This window comes from Streptomyces sp. NBC_01257 (assembly GCF_035917255.1).
In the GTDB taxonomy this organism is placed as follows: Bacteria; Actinomycetota; Actinomycetes; order Streptomycetales; family Streptomycetaceae; genus Streptomyces.
The window spans coordinates 762,580-779,063 of sequence record NZ_CP108472.1; the positions used below are offsets into that span (position 1 = coordinate 762,580).

General features: G+C 71.5%; 18 protein-coding genes. 6 read left to right on the forward strand and 12 right to left on the reverse strand.

Features of this window, described 5'->3' with window-relative positions; genetic code table 11:
* Nucleotides 1-88: 88 nt before the first annotated feature.
* A complete protein-coding gene (locus OG408_RS03395; protein WP_266787028.1) occupies nucleotides 89-583 on the reverse strand; it encodes a DUF1269 domain-containing protein in 495 nt (164 codons plus the stop codon).
* A gap of 121 nt (nucleotides 584-704) precedes the next feature.
* Here OG408_RS03395 and OG408_RS03400 point away from each other — a divergent pair, with 121 nt between their 5' ends.
* The gene (locus OG408_RS03400) at nucleotides 705-1,817 is read left to right on the forward strand and encodes a baeRF3 domain-containing protein (protein ID WP_266787026.1); all 1,113 of its coding nucleotides are present in this window, start codon (nucleotides 705-707) and stop codon (nucleotides 1,815-1,817) included.
* A gap of 67 nt (nucleotides 1,818-1,884) precedes the next feature.
* Here the strand turns inward: OG408_RS03400 and OG408_RS03405 are convergent, their stop codons facing one another.
* From OG408_RS03405 to OG408_RS03420, 4 genes are all read right to left on the reverse strand, one after another.
* Nucleotides 1,885-4,275, reverse strand: coding sequence for a phosphoketolase family protein (locus tag OG408_RS03405; RefSeq protein WP_326668091.1), 2,391 nt, complete (start codon nucleotides 4,273-4,275; stop codon nucleotides 1,885-1,887).
* Nucleotides 4,276-4,333: 58 nt separating this feature from the next.
* On the reverse strand, nucleotides 4,334-5,737 hold the full coding sequence (locus OG408_RS03410; protein WP_285571169.1) for an NADP-dependent succinic semialdehyde dehydrogenase: 1,404 nt from the start codon (nucleotides 5,735-5,737) through the stop codon (nucleotides 4,334-4,336).
* Nucleotides 5,738-5,915: 178 nt separating this feature from the next.
* The gene (locus tag OG408_RS03415; protein ID WP_266787020.1) at nucleotides 5,916-6,419 is read right to left on the reverse strand and encodes an ATP-binding protein; all 504 of its coding nucleotides are present in this window, start codon (nucleotides 6,417-6,419) and stop codon (nucleotides 5,916-5,918) included.
* A gap of 245 nt (nucleotides 6,420-6,664) precedes the next feature.
* A complete protein-coding gene (locus OG408_RS03420) occupies nucleotides 6,665-7,057 on the reverse strand; it encodes a hypothetical protein (RefSeq protein WP_326668094.1) in 393 nt (130 codons plus the stop codon).
* A 200-nt stretch (nucleotides 7,058-7,257) separates the two neighbouring features.
* Between OG408_RS03420 and OG408_RS03425 the strand changes: the two genes are divergently transcribed.
* Both OG408_RS03425 and OG408_RS03430 read left to right on the forward strand, forming a co-directional pair.
* Entirely contained in the window at nucleotides 7,258-7,590 is a 333-nt protein-coding gene (locus tag OG408_RS03425; RefSeq protein WP_266787016.1) for a DUF6479 family protein, read from the forward strand.
* Nucleotides 7,591-7,758: 168 nt separating this feature from the next.
* On the forward strand, nucleotides 7,759-8,586 hold the full coding sequence (locus tag OG408_RS03430; RefSeq protein ID WP_442806003.1) for a VOC family protein: 828 nt from the start codon (nucleotides 7,759-7,761) through the stop codon (nucleotides 8,584-8,586).
* A 24-nt stretch (nucleotides 8,587-8,610) separates the two neighbouring features.
* Here OG408_RS03430 and OG408_RS03435 read toward each other — a convergent pair whose 3' ends face one another.
* Nucleotides 8,611-9,135 carry a DUF6328 family protein gene (locus OG408_RS03435; protein WP_266787012.1) on the reverse strand — a complete coding sequence of 175 codons (525 nt, stop codon included), beginning with the start codon at nucleotides 9,133-9,135 and terminating at the stop codon, nucleotides 8,611-8,613.
* A 200-nt stretch (nucleotides 9,136-9,335) separates the two neighbouring features.
* On the opposite strand from OG408_RS03435, the gene OG408_RS03440 reads away from it, so the two are divergent.
* Entirely contained in the window at nucleotides 9,336-10,829 is a 1,494-nt protein-coding gene (locus OG408_RS03440; protein ID WP_442806004.1) for a SulP family inorganic anion transporter, read from the forward strand.
* Nucleotides 10,830-10,855: 26 nt separating this feature from the next.
* Here OG408_RS03440 and OG408_RS03445 read toward each other — a convergent pair whose 3' ends face one another.
* Nucleotides 10,856-11,347, reverse strand: a complete 492-nt coding sequence (locus OG408_RS03445) for a GNAT family N-acetyltransferase (RefSeq protein ID WP_285571176.1) — start codon at nucleotides 11,345-11,347, stop codon at nucleotides 10,856-10,858.
* Between the two features lie 60 nt (nucleotides 11,348-11,407).
* Entirely contained in the window at nucleotides 11,408-11,812 is a 405-nt protein-coding gene (locus OG408_RS03450) for a J-domain-containing protein (protein WP_326668099.1), read from the reverse strand.
* A 230-nt stretch (nucleotides 11,813-12,042) separates the two neighbouring features.
* Here OG408_RS03450 and OG408_RS03455 point away from each other — a divergent pair, with 230 nt between their 5' ends.
* Nucleotides 12,043-12,627, forward strand: coding sequence for a hypothetical protein (locus tag OG408_RS03455; protein ID WP_266787006.1), 585 nt, complete (start codon nucleotides 12,043-12,045; stop codon nucleotides 12,625-12,627).
* Nucleotides 12,624-13,295, forward strand: coding sequence for a hypothetical protein (locus OG408_RS03460; RefSeq protein ID WP_326668102.1), 672 nt, complete (start codon nucleotides 12,624-12,626; stop codon nucleotides 13,293-13,295). Before OG408_RS03455 ends, OG408_RS03460 begins: the two co-directional genes overlap by 4 nt.
* A 30-nt stretch (nucleotides 13,296-13,325) precedes the next feature.
* On the opposite strand, the gene OG408_RS03465 is transcribed toward OG408_RS03460, so the two are convergent.
* The 4 genes from OG408_RS03465 to OG408_RS03480 form a co-directional block, all read right to left on the reverse strand.
* The gene (locus OG408_RS03465; RefSeq protein ID WP_326668104.1) at nucleotides 13,326-14,252 is read right to left on the reverse strand and encodes a hypothetical protein; all 927 of its coding nucleotides are present in this window, start codon (nucleotides 14,250-14,252) and stop codon (nucleotides 13,326-13,328) included.
* Between the two features lie 140 nt (nucleotides 14,253-14,392).
* Nucleotides 14,393-15,193 carry a tyrosine-protein phosphatase gene (locus OG408_RS03470; protein ID WP_266787000.1) on the reverse strand — a complete coding sequence of 267 codons (801 nt, stop codon included), beginning with the start codon at nucleotides 15,191-15,193 and terminating at the stop codon, nucleotides 14,393-14,395.
* Nucleotides 15,194-15,475: 282 nt separating this feature from the next.
* Nucleotides 15,476-15,829, reverse strand: coding sequence for an SHOCT domain-containing protein (locus tag OG408_RS03475; protein ID WP_326668106.1), 354 nt, complete (start codon nucleotides 15,827-15,829; stop codon nucleotides 15,476-15,478).
* A 57-nt stretch (nucleotides 15,830-15,886) separates the two neighbouring features.
* Nucleotides 15,887-16,315, reverse strand: a complete 429-nt coding sequence (locus OG408_RS03480) for a DUF6325 family protein (RefSeq protein WP_326668108.1) — start codon at nucleotides 16,313-16,315, stop codon at nucleotides 15,887-15,889.
* Between the last annotated feature and the right edge of the window lie 169 nt (nucleotides 16,316-16,484).

Sequence of the window (16,484 nt, forward strand, 5' to 3'; positions counted from 1 at the left end):
TCGGAAGTCGGAAGTACGGATGTGCGGAAGTACGGATGCGGGTGGGGCTGGTGAGGAGGTCCCGGACGCCGGGACCGCTCCCCGGTGGTCATGCCGCGTCGTCGCCGAAGATCTCGCGGAGCCGTTCCTCGCTCCGCGTGTCCAGATTGCTGTGGAGCAGTTCGGCCCCGCCCCCGGGGAACGCGTCGCCGATCCGGTCGGGCACCTCGTTCATGGTGAGCAGGAAGAGGGCCGAAGTGCCGGGGGTGACCTTCTCCTTGACCTCGGCGATGAAGTCGTCGTCGATGCCGACGTCGGCCAGCTTGCCGCCGAGTGCCCCGGCGGCCGCGCCGATGGCGGCGCCCAGCAGCGGCATCAGGAAGATCAGCCCGAAGAGCATGCCCCAGAAGGTGCCGCTGAGGGCGCCCGCGCCGACCAGGTTGAGCAGCTGCTTGGTCCGCGGCTTGGCGCGGTCGGCGGGCCAGCTCACGACTGCGGCGTCCAGGATCTTGATCAGCCCCTCCTTCTGCAGGGACTTCAGCGTCGTTTCCACGTCCTCCGCGCCTTCGGCCGACTGGAATTTCCACACCGTGAGCGTGGACATCGCGCATACCTCCCGAACCCGGAATGACCAACTCGCCCATATTAGGATCAAAAGGTATGAATTGACTCGTCGAATCACCCGCTCCGCACGGCAGTGCGCACGAGTCCCCGGGAGGGAACTGATGGATACGGATGCTCTGACCGCCGGTCTGTTGCAGAAGCTCCGCGCGGCCAGGCCCTATCCGGCCCTGTCCCTGACCATGCCGACCCATCGGCGTGCACCGGACAACGCCCAGGACGCCGTGCGGCTGCGCAACCTGGTGTCGGAGGCGGGCAACCGCCTCGACGCCGACCCCGATGTCACCCGCGAGGCGCGCGACGCGGTCCGCCGGCAGCTCGACCGGGCGGTGGCCGAGATCGATCCGCGCCGGGCCCTGGACTCGCTGGTGGTCCTCGCGACGGCGGACGAGTACCAGATCTGGCAGCTGCCGCGCACCGCGCCCGAGCGGGTGGTGCTGAGCGACACCTATCTGACCCGCAACCTGGTCGCCGCGAAGGCCCAGGCCCAGCCGTTCTGGGCGCTCACCGTGTCGGCGGACCACGCCACCCTGTTCAGCGGCACGGCCGACGCCGCGCACGAGGAGCGGATCGGCGGTTTCCCGCTGACGGCTCCGCGCGAGGCGCCCAACCCGCAGCGCGAGGAGCGGATCGGGGACACGCCCAGCACCTTCAGCGACGAGGAGACCCGCCAGTTCCTGCGCACGGTGGACGAGAAGCTGCGCGGGGTGCTGGCCACCGATCCGCGCCCGCTCTATCTGGTCGGCCTCGCCCCGGCGCTCGCGCTGCTCGACGAGGTCGGTGAGAGCGCCGACGTCGCGGTCGGCCGGGTCACCAAGGGCGCACCGGCCGACACCTCCGCGAGCGATCTGCTGACCGAGCTGCGGCCCGCGCTGGAGGCCCGGCAGAAGCGCTTCGCCGCGGAGATCGACGGAAAGCTGGACGAGGCACGCGGCAGGCGTGCCTTCGCCGGCGGTCTCGACGAGGTGTGGGCCGCCGTCCGGGAGGGACGGGCCGGCCTGGTGGCCGTGGAGGAGCACTACCAGCAGACGGTCCGGGCCGACCGGGAACACCTGGTGCCGGTCGGCGGGGACGCCACGGAGCCGCCGGAGACCGTCCGTGAGGACATCGTCGACGAACTGGTGGAGGCGGCCCTGGACAGCGGCGCCGACGTGGTCTTCGTCGCGGACGACTCGCTGAAGGAACACGGAAGGATCGCGGCGGCACTGCGCTACTGACGGGCCGGACGGCGCGAACACGGCCGGGGCCCGGACGGTCTGCACCGTCCGGGCCCCGGCCGCACGCTTATTGGCCCTGCCAGGTCCAGTCGGCCACTTCCGGCAGGTCCGTGCCGTGTTCGCGGATCCACTCGTGGTGGCGCGTCCGGGTGTCCGCCATCGCCTGACGCACCGCCACGGCACGGACGCCGAGGCCCGGCACGCGGTCGACGACGTCCATGACCAGCCGGTAGCGGTCGAGGTCGTTGCGGACCACCATGTCGAACGGCGTGGTCGTCGTGCCCTCTTCCTTGTAGCCCCTGACGTGCAGCTGGGCGTGGCCGGTGCGGCGGTAGGCCAGCCGGTGGATCAGCCAGGGATAGCCGTGGTAGGCGAAGATCACCGGCTTGTCGCGCGTGAAGAGGGCGTCGTACTCGGAGTCCGGCATCCCGTGCGGATGCTCACCGTGCGGCATGAGCCGGGCCATGTCGACGACGTTCACCACCCGTACCGCCAGCTCCGGCAGATGCTGCCGCAGGAGGCCCGCCGCCGCCAGCGTCTCCAGGGTGGGTACGTCCCCGGCGCAGGCGAGCACGACATCGGGTTCGCGGCTGCCGTCCTCCGTGCCCGCCCACTCCCAGACGCCCGCGCCCCGTGCGCAGTGCGCGCGGGCCTGGTCGAGGGTGAGCCAGTCGAAGCCGGGCTGCTTGCCGGCCACGATCACGTTCACGTAGTCCCGGCTGCGCAGCGCGTGGTCGGCCACGGACAGCAGGGTGTTCGCGTCCGGGGGCAGATAGACACGGACGACCTCGGGGCTCTTGTTCAGGATGTGGTCGACGAAGCCCGGGTCCTGGTGCGAGAAGCCGTTGTGGTCCTGGCGCCAGACGTGCGAGGTGAGCAGGTAGTTGAGGGAGGCGATGGGGCGTCGCCAGGGCAGCCGGCGCGAGGTCCGCAGCCACTTGATGTGCTGGTTGACCATCGAGTCGACGATGTGGGCGAAGGCCTCGTAGCAGGAGAAGAGTCCGTGCCGTCCGGTGAGCAGATAGCCCTCAAGCCAGCCCTGGCACAGGTGCTCGGAGAGGATCTCCATGACGCGGCCGTCGCGGGCGAGGTGCTCGTCGGTCGGGAGCGTTCCGGCCTGCCAGGCCTTGCCGGTGGCTTCGTAGAGGGCGTCGAGCCGGTTCGAGGCCGTCTCGTCGGGGCCGACGACCCGGAAGTCGCGCCGGTCGGCGGTGGCCGTCATGACGGCTTCCAGCAGACCGCCGAGAACCTTGGTCGGTTCGTGCAGGGTGGTGCCGGGGCTGTCCACCCGGACGGCGTGCGCCTCCAGGGGCGGGACCGGCAGGTCACGCAGGAGGAGCCCGCCGTTGGCGTACGGGGTGGCGCCGAGCCGTGCCGTGCCTTCCGGTACGCAGGCGAGGACCTCCGCCGAGGGGTGCCCCTCCGCGTCGAAGAGTTCGTCGGGCCGGTAGGAGCGCATCCACCGCTCCAGTTGCCGCAGGTGCTCCGGGTTGTCCCGGACCCCGGGCAGCGGGACCTGGTGGGCGCGCCAGGTGCCCTCGACGGGCAGCCCGTCCACCTCGTCCGGGCCGGTCCAGCCCTTCGGGGTCCGCAGCACGATCATCGGCCAGGGCGGGCGGCCGGTGTCACCGCCGGTCCGGGCCGCCTCCTGGAGCTCCTGGATGCGGTCGACGGCCCGGTCCATGGCGGCGGCCATCGCCCGGTGCACGGTGAGGGGGTCGTCCCCCGCCACGTACAGCGGTTCGTGTCCGTAGCCCCGCAGCAGCGCGTCGAGCTCCTCCTCGGGGAGGCGGGCGAGCACCGTCGGGTTCGCGATCTTGTAGCCGTTGAGGTGCAGGACCGGGAGGACGGCTCCGTCGTGGACGGGGTCGAGGAACTTGTTGGCGTGCCAGGACCCGGCGAGCGGTCCGGTCTCCGCCTCGCCGTCGCCGATGACGCAGGTGACCAGCAGGTCCGGATGGTCGAGTGCGGCCCCGTAGGCGTGCGCGAGGGAGTAGCCGAGTTCGCCTCCCTCGTGGATGGAGCCGGGTGTCTCGGGCGCGACATGGCTGGGCACTCCGCCGGGGAAGGAGAACTGCTTGAACAGCAGTCCCATGCCCGCCGCGTCCCTGCTCACATCGGGGTAGGTCTGCGAGTAGCTGCCCTCCAGCCAGGAGTTGGCGAGGACGGCGGGGCCGCCGTGACCGGGGCCCCAGACACAGAGCGCGGAGGTGCCGCGCGACCTGATGATGCGGTTCACGTGGGTGTAGACGAGGTTGAGCCCCGGTGAGGTGCCCCAGTGGCCGAGCAGCCTGGGCTTGATGTCCTCGGGGGCGAGCGGCCTGGTCAGCAGCGGGTTGGCCATCAGGTAGATCTGGCCGACGGCCAGGTAGTTGGCCGCCCTCCAGTGCGCGTCGAGCGCGGCGATCTCCTCGTCGGACGGGCCGGTCGTCGATGAGGACGGCGGTGCGTCGCTCATGGTCACCTCTCAGCGGGCGGTGTGCGGTGGTCCGGCCGGTACGGGGCCCGGACCGTGGTCAGGCTCCGTACCAGACGGTCGTGGCGTTGCAGAATTCGCGGATGCCGTGGCCGGCGAGCTCACGTCCGTAGCCGGAGCGCTTCACCCCGCCGAACGGCAGTGCGGGGTGCGAGGCCGTCATGCCGTTGAAGAAGACACCGCCCGCCTCCAGATCGCGGACGCAGCGCCTGCTCTCCTCGGCGTCCCGGGTCCAGACGTTGGAACTGAGCCCGAACGGCGTGTCGTTGGCCAGCTCCACGGCCTCGTCGAGGCTGCCGGCCCGGTAGAGCGTGGCGACGGGACCGAAGGTCTCCTCATGGTGGATGCGCATGGCGGGCGTGATGCCGCCGAGGACCGTGGGGGCGTAGAACCAGCCCCGCTCCAGGCCGCCCGTCAGGCCCTCGGGCCGGCCGCCGCCGCACAGGGCGCCGGCCCCCTTCCCCAGCGCGTCGTCGACGAGCTCCTCCAGATCGGTGCGCCCCTGCTCGGTGGCGAGCGGGCCGATGTCGGTGGACTCCTCCAGCGGATCGCCGACGGCGAGGTCGCGCATGCCCACGGTGAAGCGCTCGGCGAACTCCTCGTACACCTGGGTGTGCACGATGAACCGCTTGGCGGCGATGCAGGACTGCCCGTTGTTCTGGACCCGGGCCGTCACGGCCGTACGGGCCGCCTTGGCGACGTCGGCCGATGGCAGGACGAGGAAGGGGTCGCTGCCGCCGAGTTCCAGGACGGTGTGCTTGACCTCGTCGCCGGCGACGGCCGCGACGGCGCGGCCGGCGGGTTCGCTGCCGGTCAGGGTTGCCGCGGCCACCCGGCGGTCGCGCAGGATCGCCTCGACGGCCCCGGAGCCCACCAGGAGGGTCTGGAAGCAGCCCGCCGGGAAGCCGGCCCGGTGGAACAGGTCGCCCAGGTACAGGGCCGTCTGCGGCACGTTCGACGCGTGCTTGAGCAGGCCCGTGTTCCCGGCCATGAGCGCGGGGGCCGCGAACCGTACGACCTGCCAGAGGGGGAAGTTCCACGGCATCACGGCGAGCACCGTGCCCAGGGGGCGGTAGTGGACGTAGGCACGGGACGCACCGGCGTCCTTCACGTCGGCGGGCGAGGGATGCTCGTCGGCGAGGAGCTCCTCGGCGTGGGCGGCGTACCAGCGCATGGCCTTGGCGCACTTCGCGGCCTCGGCCCGGGCGGCCTTGACCGGTTTCCCCATCTCCAGGGTCATGGTGCGGGCGATGTCCTGCTGGTCCTCGTCGAGCAGGTCGGCGGCCCGGTTCAGCAGCCGTGACCGCTCACCGAATCCGGTGGTGCGGTACTCCCGGAATGCGGCGTCCGCCGCGGCGAGCCGCCGCTCGATCTCGTCCGCCCCCAGTGCGTCGAACGTCCTGAGCGTCTCGCCGTTCGCGGGGTTGACCGTTGCGATGGGCATGACTGTGGCCTCCTTGCCTCGGTACTTCGACCGTGCCGCGCCGCGCGCGGCGACGCAACGCGGACCCCTCCACCCGGATACCCGACCGGCGCGGACCATGCCCGAAAGGGGCAGTGGATCCGCGCCGGAGGGTGCGCCGGGGGGGCGGGGACGGCCGGGGCCGCTCCGTACCGCCGCCTCAGACGAGGGCGAGGGCGTCGGTCCGGACCGGGGCCGCCGCGGGAAGGTCCGTGACGACGGCCGGCGGCCGGCGGAACTCGCGGACCCCGGGCAGTGGCGGCAGCGGCACCAGCTCGATGAGCTGCGGCTCCTGCGCGTACCGGGTGAACCAGACGACCTTGCCCTCGGCGGTCCGGCAGGTGCCCCAGCTGTCGCTGAGCGCCATGACCCGGCTGAGGCCGCCGCCCTCGTGGAGCAGCCGCGGCATGTCGGAACCGTTGTCGGCGACGGAGACCGTGAGGTGCCGTCCGGACCAGCGGAGTTCGAGGACACAGGTGTTGTCGTCACCGACGTGCCGCTGGACGTTGGTCAGCAGCTCCTCCACAGCCCGGCACACGGGCCGGATGTGGAGTTCGAGACTCCAGTGACGGAGGTGTGCGGCGACGATCCGTCGCAGCTGGGACACACGCTCTGCCGATACCTGGAGTTCGACCAGATAGTGCCGGTCGAGTGGAACGGTCATCGTCGAGGCTCCTCACATCGAGGCCCACATGCTTCGCCCCGTTGAACCAACGACCCCCGAATACGAACAGTGAGCAGATGTCACTTCTGGGTCACTCCATAGGGTGACCCGGTGGAGCCGGTCGCGCAACATATCCGGCCCCTCACCCCCTGTGACCGGCGCATATCCGTCCGGTGTGTGCCGTCCGCAGGTCGGCGTGGCGGGCGGATGGAGCAGCGGACGGCGGGCCGTCTCCGGGAGAGGCGCTAGGCGTTCTCCAGCCGCAGCCGGACCTCCTCCTCCTGGTCGCCGGAGACGGTGCCCACGACCCGGACGGCGAAGGCGTCCGCCAGGCTCTGCCGCAGGCGCTCGACCGCCCAGTAGCCGCCCTGCGCGTCGACCGTGACGGGTGCGCCGAGCCGTACGGGCCCCGACACCACGCGGGCCTCGGTGACATCGACCGTCACGACCCATGCGGTCGGACGCTTGCCGTTGACGTCCTGCGGCACGTCGACGGAGGCCCGGTCGGTGGTGAAGGCGGCCCTCAGCACGTCGAAGACCGTGCGCGCGTCGCCCTTCTCGCACCCGCTGACGACGACCGACACCTCACTGCCGGAACGGCTCTGGTCCGTCCGCTGCTCTTCCTGTGTGCTGTTCACCGCGGTTCCTTCCGGAGGGGTCACTTCCAGGCTCGCCCCGCAGCCGCACGCCTGCGACATGAGGGGCCCGGCCGCCCCGCGGGTACCGGCGGCAATTCACCTCACATGAATTCGAAACACTTTTTACGGCCATATCCACTTAAAACATGAATTCGACCGCAGATCCGAGTGACTGCCCCGCCCCGGGGTATCCGGCAAGCATGGACGTATCGGATGGAGCCCTGAATTCCCTCGCCATCACCCTCGCGGACGGACGGAGCGCGACGGGGTGGGTGATGGCCGTGGTCGGCGTGGTCCTGGTGGCCGTGCTGATCGGCGCCGTCTGGCTGGGCAGGCGGCGTCGGGCCGAGGAGTTGCCCCCTCCCCGGCCCGACGAGCAGCCGGTGGTGCCCGATCACCGCGCCCACGTCGAGGAGCACGACGTCCATGGCGACGACAGCTTCCCCGCCGACGGCCGGGGGCTCTCGCCGTACGAGCTCGGTGATCACGGCAGCGGGACCGCCCACCGGGACGACGAGGAGCGGCGCGACTGAGCGGCCCGCGCCGCGGTCCCGGACCGCCGGCCCGGCGGGGCGCCCACCCGGTGCCGCGGCGGGCGGCGAAGCCGCGTGTTGCGGGAGCGGCCGCCCGCGGTGAGGCTGGTGAAGGCCCGAAGGCCACCGGCACACGTCTGCCGCACATCCCATGAAGGCAGTAGGACCATGACCGCAGGCACCTCTGGTATGGCATCCGCGCCCGCGCCGCTGACCGGCTCGGCCGCGCCCTGCTGGGTCAACCTGATGACCCTCGGCCTGGAGTCGGCCCAGGAGTTCTACGGCCCGGTGATGGGCTGGACGTTCCGGCCGGGCAAGCTCGGCCAGGAGTTCTCGGTCGCCCGTCGCGGCGACGTACCGGTGGCCGGCATCGGCGCCGTGGCCAGTACGTTCCGCGTCGCGGTGGCGTGGACGCCCTACTTCGCCGTCCGGGACGCCGATGATGCAGCTGCCCGGATCCGGGAGCGCAGCGGCACGGTGGCGGTGGGCCCGCTGGGGCTGGGCAAGGGGCGCGGCGCGCTGGCCGCCGACCGCGACGGCGCGGGGTTCGGCATCTGGGAACGGACCGAGCCGGCGACTTCGCCGCCGGCCCCGGACGGCCATGCGCACGCCTGGCTGCGGCTGCGCACCCGGAGCGCGTTCGACGCGGCGATCTTCTACGGCGAGGTCCTGGACTGGGCCAGCGGGCGTCCCGGCGCCTGCGAGGTGACGTACGTGAAGGACGAGGTGATCGTGGAGTGCGGCGGCCGCCAGCTGGCCCGCATCAGCTCGGACGCGGTCGAGGCGGCGCCCGATCCGCTCGTCCGCCCGCACTGGCAGGTCATCTTCCCGGTGGACGACGTCCCCGCGGCTGTCGCGGCGGCGCGTGAGCGCGGCGGTTCGCTGGTCGAGGAGCTGACCGGGCCCGAGGGCCGCGAGGCGACCCTGATCGACCCCGACGGCGGGCTCTTCACGCTGACGGACGTCCACACATCTGCGGCCACCGGTACGGCGTGAACAGCCGCCCGGCACCCGGCAGCGTCACTTCTCCCGTCGTGGTCCGGGCCGGGAGCGGGCCAGCGCCCAGGCCGGGAAGACGAACCAGCAGACCAGGAACCACAGCGCCATCCCGCCGACCAGCCACAGGGCGAGGGCGTTGTGCAGCGCCACCCGGAGGATCAGCAGGAGCGCCGAGCACATCGTGCAGAACAGCAGGACCAGCCCGATCACGGTGAGTCGCGACGCCCAGGTGACCGTCTCCGGTTTCATCCGCCTCCCGGTCAGCAGCCGGTGGTACGAGACCGGCCCGATGAGCGCCCCCGCGGTGGCCGACCCGAACATCACCGTGACGACGTAGATCGTGCGGTCGGTGTCGGAGAGGTCCGTGAAGCGCGGCTGGAAGACGACGGCGAGCAGGAAGCCGAAGAGGATCTGCACGCCGGTCTGGGCGACGCGCAGTTCCTGGAGCAGATCGGTCCACCGGCGGTCCGCCCGTTGCTCGGGCGTCTCGCGGCGTCGTCCCCACGCACCGTCCTCGCCACTGTCCCCCTCGGGTGTCGGGCTCACCGTGGACCTCCGTCCGGACAGCCGCGGCGTCCGCGTCATCGCCTTTCCCACACCGTAGACCGCCCGGTGGCCCACGGCCCCTCGCGGAGCGTCCCGGCCCCGGGGCGGGGGGTAGAGTTCCGGGGTCAGCACAACGCCCGGTGCCCGCCGCCGGGCGGGCGGTCCCGGGCTCCGCCCGAACAGGACAGGTCCCGCTCCCCTTGCTGCTCTCCCCCGCACGGTCGCTGAAGGAACTGACCGCCCCCGTCCGGTCGCCGAAGGTGCTGCGTACCGAGGTCCTGGCAGGTCTGGTCGTCGCGCTGGCCCTCATACCCGAGGCGATCTCCTTCTCGATCATCGCCGGTGTCGACCCCCGCATCGGCCTCTTCGCCTCGTTCACCATGGCCGTCACCATCTCCGTCGTGGGCGGCCGGCCCGCGATGATCTCGGCCGCGACGGGCGCGGTGGCCCTCGTCATCGCCCCGCTCAACCGCGAGCACGGTTTCGGGTATCTCGTCGCCGCGGTCATCCTGGGCGGCCTCTTCCAGATCGTGCTGGGCGCACTGGGCGTGGCACGGCTGATGCGTTTCGTGCCGCGCAGCGTCATGGTCGGCTTCGTGAACGCCCTGGCGATCCTGATCTTCATGGCGCAGGTCCCCGAGATGCACGACGTGCCGTGGGCCGTCTATCCGCTGATCGTGGGCGGCCTCGCCCTGATGGTGTTCTTCCCGAAGCTGACGAAGGCCGTGCCGGCGCCGCTGGTCTCCATCGCGATCCTCACCGCGATCACCGTCGGTGCGGCGATCGCGGTGCCGACGGTCGGCGACAAGGGCGCCCTGCCGTCCTCCCTGCCGGTGCCGGGACTGCCGGACGTCCCGTTCACCATGGAGACGCTGACGACGATCGCGCCGTACGCGCTGGCGATGGCCCTGGTGGGGCTGATGGAGTCGCTGATGACGGCGAAGCTCGTCGACGAGATCACCGACACCCGTTCCAGCAAGACGCGCGAGTCGGTCGGCCAGGGCATCGCCAACGTGGTGACCGGGTTCTTCGGCGGCATGGGCGGCTGCGCGATGATCGGCCAGACGATGATCAACGTACGCGTGTCGGGCGCACGGACGCGGCTGTCCACCTTCCTGGCCGGTGCGTTCCTGATGGTGCTCTGCATCGTCTTCGGCCCCATCGTCTCGGACATCCCGATGGCCGCGCTGGTCGCCGTGATGGTGATGGTGTCGGTCGGTACGTTCGACTGGCACTCGGTCGCGCCGGCGACGCTGCGCCGGATGCCCCTCGGCGAGACCGGCGTCATGGTGATCACCGTGGCGTGCGTGGTCGCCACCCACAACCTGGCCATCGGCGTGGTGGTGGGCACGCTCTGCGCGATGGTCGTCTTCGCCCGTCGGGTCGCCGGGGTCGCACAGGTCACCTCGGTGACGGACCCGGAGGGCGACAGCGTGCTCTACGCCGTCACCGGCGAGCTGTTCTTCGCCTCCTCGAACGACCTGGTCACGCGGTTCGACTACGCGGGCGATCCGGTCCGCGTCGTCATCGACCTGTCGGCCGCCCACGTCTGGGACGCCTCCTCCGTGGCCGCCCTGGACACGGTCACCGCGAGGTACGCGCAGCGGGGCAAGACGGTGGAGATCATCGGCCTCAATCAGGACAGCGCCCGGATCCACGGCACCTTGAGCGGCGAGCTGGCCGCGGGTCACTGACGCGGTCCGGCGGGAACGCTGTCGCCTCAGGCGACGGGCAGCACCAGTTCGGGGCGGTCCCACATGACCGCGGGCGGCGCGGCCCGGACGGTTCCCGTCCGCCTGGCGCCCACCTCCGTGTAGAAGCCCTCGGCGGGCGGATGCGACACGATGCGCACATCGGTGAGTCCGGCCGCGCCCGCCTCGTCCCGCAGGTGTCCGATGAGCAGGCGCCCGATACCGGCGCCCTGCGCGGCGTCGGCGACGAACATGAGATCGAGTTCGGGCGGGTCGAGGATCAGGGAGTAGAACCCGAGCAGCCGGCCGGTGGTCTCCCCCACGGCCACGAAGACCCGGTGCGTCTCGACGTAGTCGTGGCCCACCCGGTAGCCCGCCACCATGGGTGCGTACGGGCCCTCGTAGGCGCGGGAGGTCCGCACCAGCCGGGTCAGCCGCTTCGCGTCCCGGGCGGTGGCCCGCCGGATCCCCACCTCTTCGCCCAGCGCCCCGCGCCCCCGTGACGTAATGCCTGATCTCATACAGGGAGTATTACGTACGTGAGTCGGGCCGGAAGAGCGGCCCACGCGCGAACGACCGCGTCAGGAAGCCTCGCGGGCCGCGCGCCACTCGTCGACGAGGGCCTCGACATCGAAAGGCCGGAGGTTCAGCAGGGGGCCGGGCGGCGGGCGTCTGACGGCCGCGTCGATCTTCTCGTTCACCTCGGTCAGCATCCGCCGCACCTCCGCCTCCGTGCGGACCTCCGGCAGGGCTGCGACGGTGTCCTCCGCCTCTTTACGCAGGGCCAGGGTCGGCGGGAGCACGGACACCCCCTCGCGCTGCATCTTCGCCTTGATCCACCACGTGTCGTCGTACGGGCGGTCCATCGCTTCCAGCGGCTTGCCGAACCCCGGCAGCTGGGAGAAGTCACCACGCTGTTCGGACTCACGAATCTGTTTGTCGACCCACGACTCGAAGCTGACGCCCGTGGGCTTGCGCTCGGTCACCGTGATGCCCCTCTCGGAGATGCGTGTGATGCAGCCCCTTCACGATACCCAGGGGCCGTACGGCGGTGGCCGGAGGCCGCCCCCGACTCGGGCCGCGGGCAGACACCGTGCCTTGAACGCGAACGGCGGGGTACACGAGCAGCACGCCCGGCCGGCACAGCGCCGGGACACGGACCGAAAGGGATGGTGAGCGTGGAACACAGCGACCCGCGGACCGAGAACGGGAAGGGGTGGTGACCGTGACGACCGTAGTGATCATCGTCGCTGTCGTCCTCGTCGCCGCCTGCGCCCTCGCCTTCCTCTACACACGCCAGACGGGCGGGCAGGGAATGCGGCGCCGCTTCGGCCCCGAGTACGACCGGACCGTCGCCCGCCACGACGGCGACGCGAAGGCCGCCGACAACGAGCTGCGCGAACGCCTGAAGCGGCACCGCTCGCTGCGTGAACGTCCGTTGACCCCCGAGGCACGCGCGCAGTACGCGGACCGCTGGACGCAGATCGAGGGCGGCTTCGTCGACGCGCCCCGGCAGGCGGTCGCCGATGCGGACACCCTGCTGGCCGAACTGGCCCAGGACCTGGGCTTCCCCGACGGCACGGACTTCGGCGAGCAGAGCGACGCGCTCTCCGTCCACCACGCCGAACACGTCAACGGCTACCGCCGGGTGCACGACGCCAAGCAGAACGACGGCGACACCGAGAACATGCGCGAGGCGCTGCTCGAGGCCCGCGGGCTGTTCGACGTACTCGTCTCCAACGGCACGGACCGGCCGGTCAGCCGGCACTCGAACCACGCAGAAGGAAGTGACAGGGCATGACGCACGACGCCGATCGCACTCCTCGCATCCCCACCGACGTCCCCGAGGCGGCGAAGAAGCCCACGGAGGCCACCACCACCGGCCGCACGGTCGACCCCGCCCCCACGGGCGGCGACGCCGCACGCAAACCGGATGACGCCCCGGCCGGTATCCCGCGCATGCGGACCCCGGCGGCCGCACCGCCCGACGACGGACCGGCGACCCGACTGCCGACCGACACCCGGACGTCCGACACCCGGACCTCCGACGCCCTGTCGTCCGACGCCCGGTCGTCCGACACCCGGTCCCCCGAATCCCGGTCGACCCACACGCGGGAGAAGACACCTGACACCCGGGAGAAGACAATCGGGTCCCGCGATGAGACACCCCGCACCCGGGACGAGACACCCGGCAGCCGCCACTCCCTCATCCCGGACGGCGACCACGACAAGCTCGCCCAGCGGCTCCAGCACGCCGTCAGCGAGTTCGTCGAGAGTCCCCGCAAGGCGGTCGAGGAGGCCGAGAGCACCTTCGACTCCGTCGTCGACGGGCTCACGGCGGCACTCAAGGAACAGCGGCGCACGCTCGGCAGCTCCGGCCGCGACGGCGACCCCGGCTCCCGGACCGAGGAACTGCGGGTCACCCTGCAGCACTACCGCGACCTCACCGAGCGCCTGCTGAACGTCTGAGGGACGCGACCCCCGCACGCCGTGCCGTGATCAGTGGCCGTGTGTGTCAGGTGTCGCAGATCCGGCCCGCCCGGCTTCCGGGCGGGCCGTCGTCCTTGCCTCGACGGTGAACGCGGCGGTGTGCACCGTCCCGCCGTGACGGAAGTCGAGGAAGAGACGGTAGGTGCCCGCGCTCGGCGCGGTGGCCGCGAACGAGACGGCGGGACCGGGACCTCCCTCGTTCGGGTGGACATGGAGGTAGGCGAGGTCGCCGGAGCGCAGGGCGACGAGGTGACCGTACGCACCGAGGTGGGGCTGCAGGTCCGTGACGGGCCTGCCGTTCCTGCTGACGGTCAGTTCCAGTTCGCTCTCCCGGCCGGCGCGCAGCCCTCCGCTCAGCGCCACCTCGTAGCCGTCGGTCACCGCGGTGGGGCGCACGGCCGGCAGTTCCTTGGGACGGTAGCCGCCGGACACGGCGAGGTCGGTTCCCAGCGTCAGGTTCGAGGCGCCCCGCACGGCCGGGGTGAAGTCGGCGAACATGCGGTAGTCACCGGCGGCCGGCAGCGATACGGGCACCGACCAGGTGCCGTCGGCGGCGCGCACGGGGTGCAGATGCCGGTAGACCGTGAGGTCCCGTGAGGCGAGGACGAGGTGCAGTTCCTTGCCGTGCTCGCGCTGATACGCGGTGACCCTGCGGCCGGTCGCGTCGTCGACCACGGCGAACCGCAGGACGGTGCGGGTCCCGGCCCCGAGCGCGGCCGTCCGCAGATCCAGCGTGTAGCCGGCCTCCGAGACCTGCAGCCCGCCCGCCGCCGGGCCGGCAACCGGCTCGGCGGGTCCGTGATCCGCCCCGTGCCCACCCGCGGGCCGCACCTGGGCGGTCAGCTGCGGGCCGACACCGTTCCCCACGCCGTACGCGACACCGAAGGTCGCCGCCAGCGCGGCGGCAAAGGCGGTGATCTTCAGTCCGTTGTTCATCACGCTCTCCTCCGGTGCGGCTGCCCTACGCCTCACAAGATACCCCCTAGGGGTATCAAGTCAACCGGTCGGTCCCGATCGGCAGGACAGACAGCGGGGCGTGCCGGCACCGGAGGACGGGCCGGTCCCCTCCCCCGGATTCAGCCGGTGGAGACCACGAGCTCGTCGCGCAGGCGCCGCAGCGCGGGCTCGGGGATGCGCAGCCCGTCGCGTGCGTAGCCGTCGAGCCCTCCCCAGCGTTCGTCCATGGCGTCCAGGGCCGTGTCGAGGTAGCGGGGGCGCACCTCGATGATCGCGGAGGCGATCGCGGGGTCACCGCCCGCGTCGAGGAAGCTCTGGACGTACGGCCGGAACGCGACGCGCACCACCGGGTTCACCGCGAGGAACTCCGTCCTCGCGACATCCCGCGAGGCGCCGAGCAGCAGGAGCAGCACGGTCGCCGCCCAGCCCGTACGGTCCTTGCCCGCGGTGCAGTGGAAGAGCACGGGGCGCGCGGCGGCGTCGGCGGCCGTCTCGACGAAGGCCCGGTAGGCGGCGGCCGCGCGCGGCGAGAGCACCATCTGGCGGTACGTCTCGGCGAACATCTCCTCGGCCTTCCCGCCCCCGAGCAGCCGCTCGGCCTCGACCGGATCGGCGAGCAGGGCACGGAGCCTGGCGGGCGCCACTCCCGGGTCGTCCCCGAGCACGTCGGCGACGAACAGCCGGGCCCCGGGCGGCAGCCGGTCGGGCGCCGAGGACCGCTCGTCCGCGGTCCGCAGATCGACGACGGTACGGATACCGAGTCCGGCCACCGCCGCGTCGTGCACCGGATCGAGACCGCTGAGCTGACCGGAGCGCAGCACCACGCCCGGCCGCACCTGCCGGCCCGGGCCCACGGCGATGCCGCCCAGGTCCCGCAGGTTGAGAACAGAGGCTGCCGGGACGGCCCTGGCGGTTTGCACGATGAACTTCCTCTTTTCCCGACACGTATCCGAATTGATTTCGGGCTTGGCCGGATCAAAAGTCGCATGATGTCGGGAAATCGACAAAGTAAAACGCCGGAGATGATCGACTGGTCATTCCGGGCCGGGAAAGCGGGCGCGTGAAAGAGCTGCTTCGGGCCCGTGGCCCGGGGCGTTGCACGCTTTCACCGGGCGGGAGAGCAGCCGGACGCGGTCATGCGCCGCCGCACTCCCGGGCGGCGGCGGGAGCAGACATCCGCCGGCCCGCCCTGACAGAGGGAGTCACTCCGCCAGAAGCCTCATCTTCTGGTCGTTGAACTCGGCGTCGGTGAGGATGCCCTGCTTCTTCAGTTCGGCCAGCCGCTCAAGGCGGCTGATCAGATCGTCCGGAGCCGGCTCGGCGGCCTGCTGCTGGGCCGCTTGCTGCTGGGAGGCCTGCTGCTGGGAGGCCTGCTGCTGAGCGGCCTGCATCTGCATCTGCTGCCGCATCTGCTCCTCGGCCAGCTGGTCGGCGTCGTCATCGGCGAACCTCGCCTGCTGGTGCCGCTGCACGCGGCCGCTGACCGCCGATGCCGTGCCGGCGACGACAGCCGTGCGCGCCACCGCCCCCAGCAGACCGGGGCCGCGGCGGTTCATTCCAGGTCCTCGAAAGATCGGCATGTCGGGCGCCTTTCCGGTGCGATGCGGGAGGGGTCAGCGTTCCGTGGCGGCGGCCGCCACCGCGGCCTCCGCGACCTCGGCGGGAATCCGCTCATGGGCGACGAGCCGGCCGCCCGACGCGCGGACCGCCTCGGTGATCGGCAGCGCCCAGAGGTCCTCCCACACGATGAGCGCGGCGGAACTGCCCGGCGGCACGCTCTCGCCCAGCGTCCGGATGTCCTCGCCGTTCAGCATCCCGGTGACCTCACCCTCGACCGGCTCGAACGAGACGAGGTCGTCCGGGTCGAGGTCCTCCAGCTCGACGGTCTCGATCGCGCCGTCCTCGGTCCGGTACACAAAGGTCAGATCGAGGATGCGTACCGCTTTCGAGGCGACCGCTTCGGCCAGCGCCGGCGCGATGGCACCGGTGAAACGGCTGCCGGGAAACGCGACGACGAGGTACTCCACAGGTCCCACAGCCACGAGCGTGTCCTCTCCGGAAGAATGGATTGCCAGCAGCATAACTTCGTACTTTTGGTGCCGCACTGTGGCGAATCATCACCAATCATTGGATCCACATCGGTTACGGATGGATCCGGCAGGCGTCCACGGCACGGGTTAGGCGACGGTGCGTGAAGGATCAAGCGCGTTT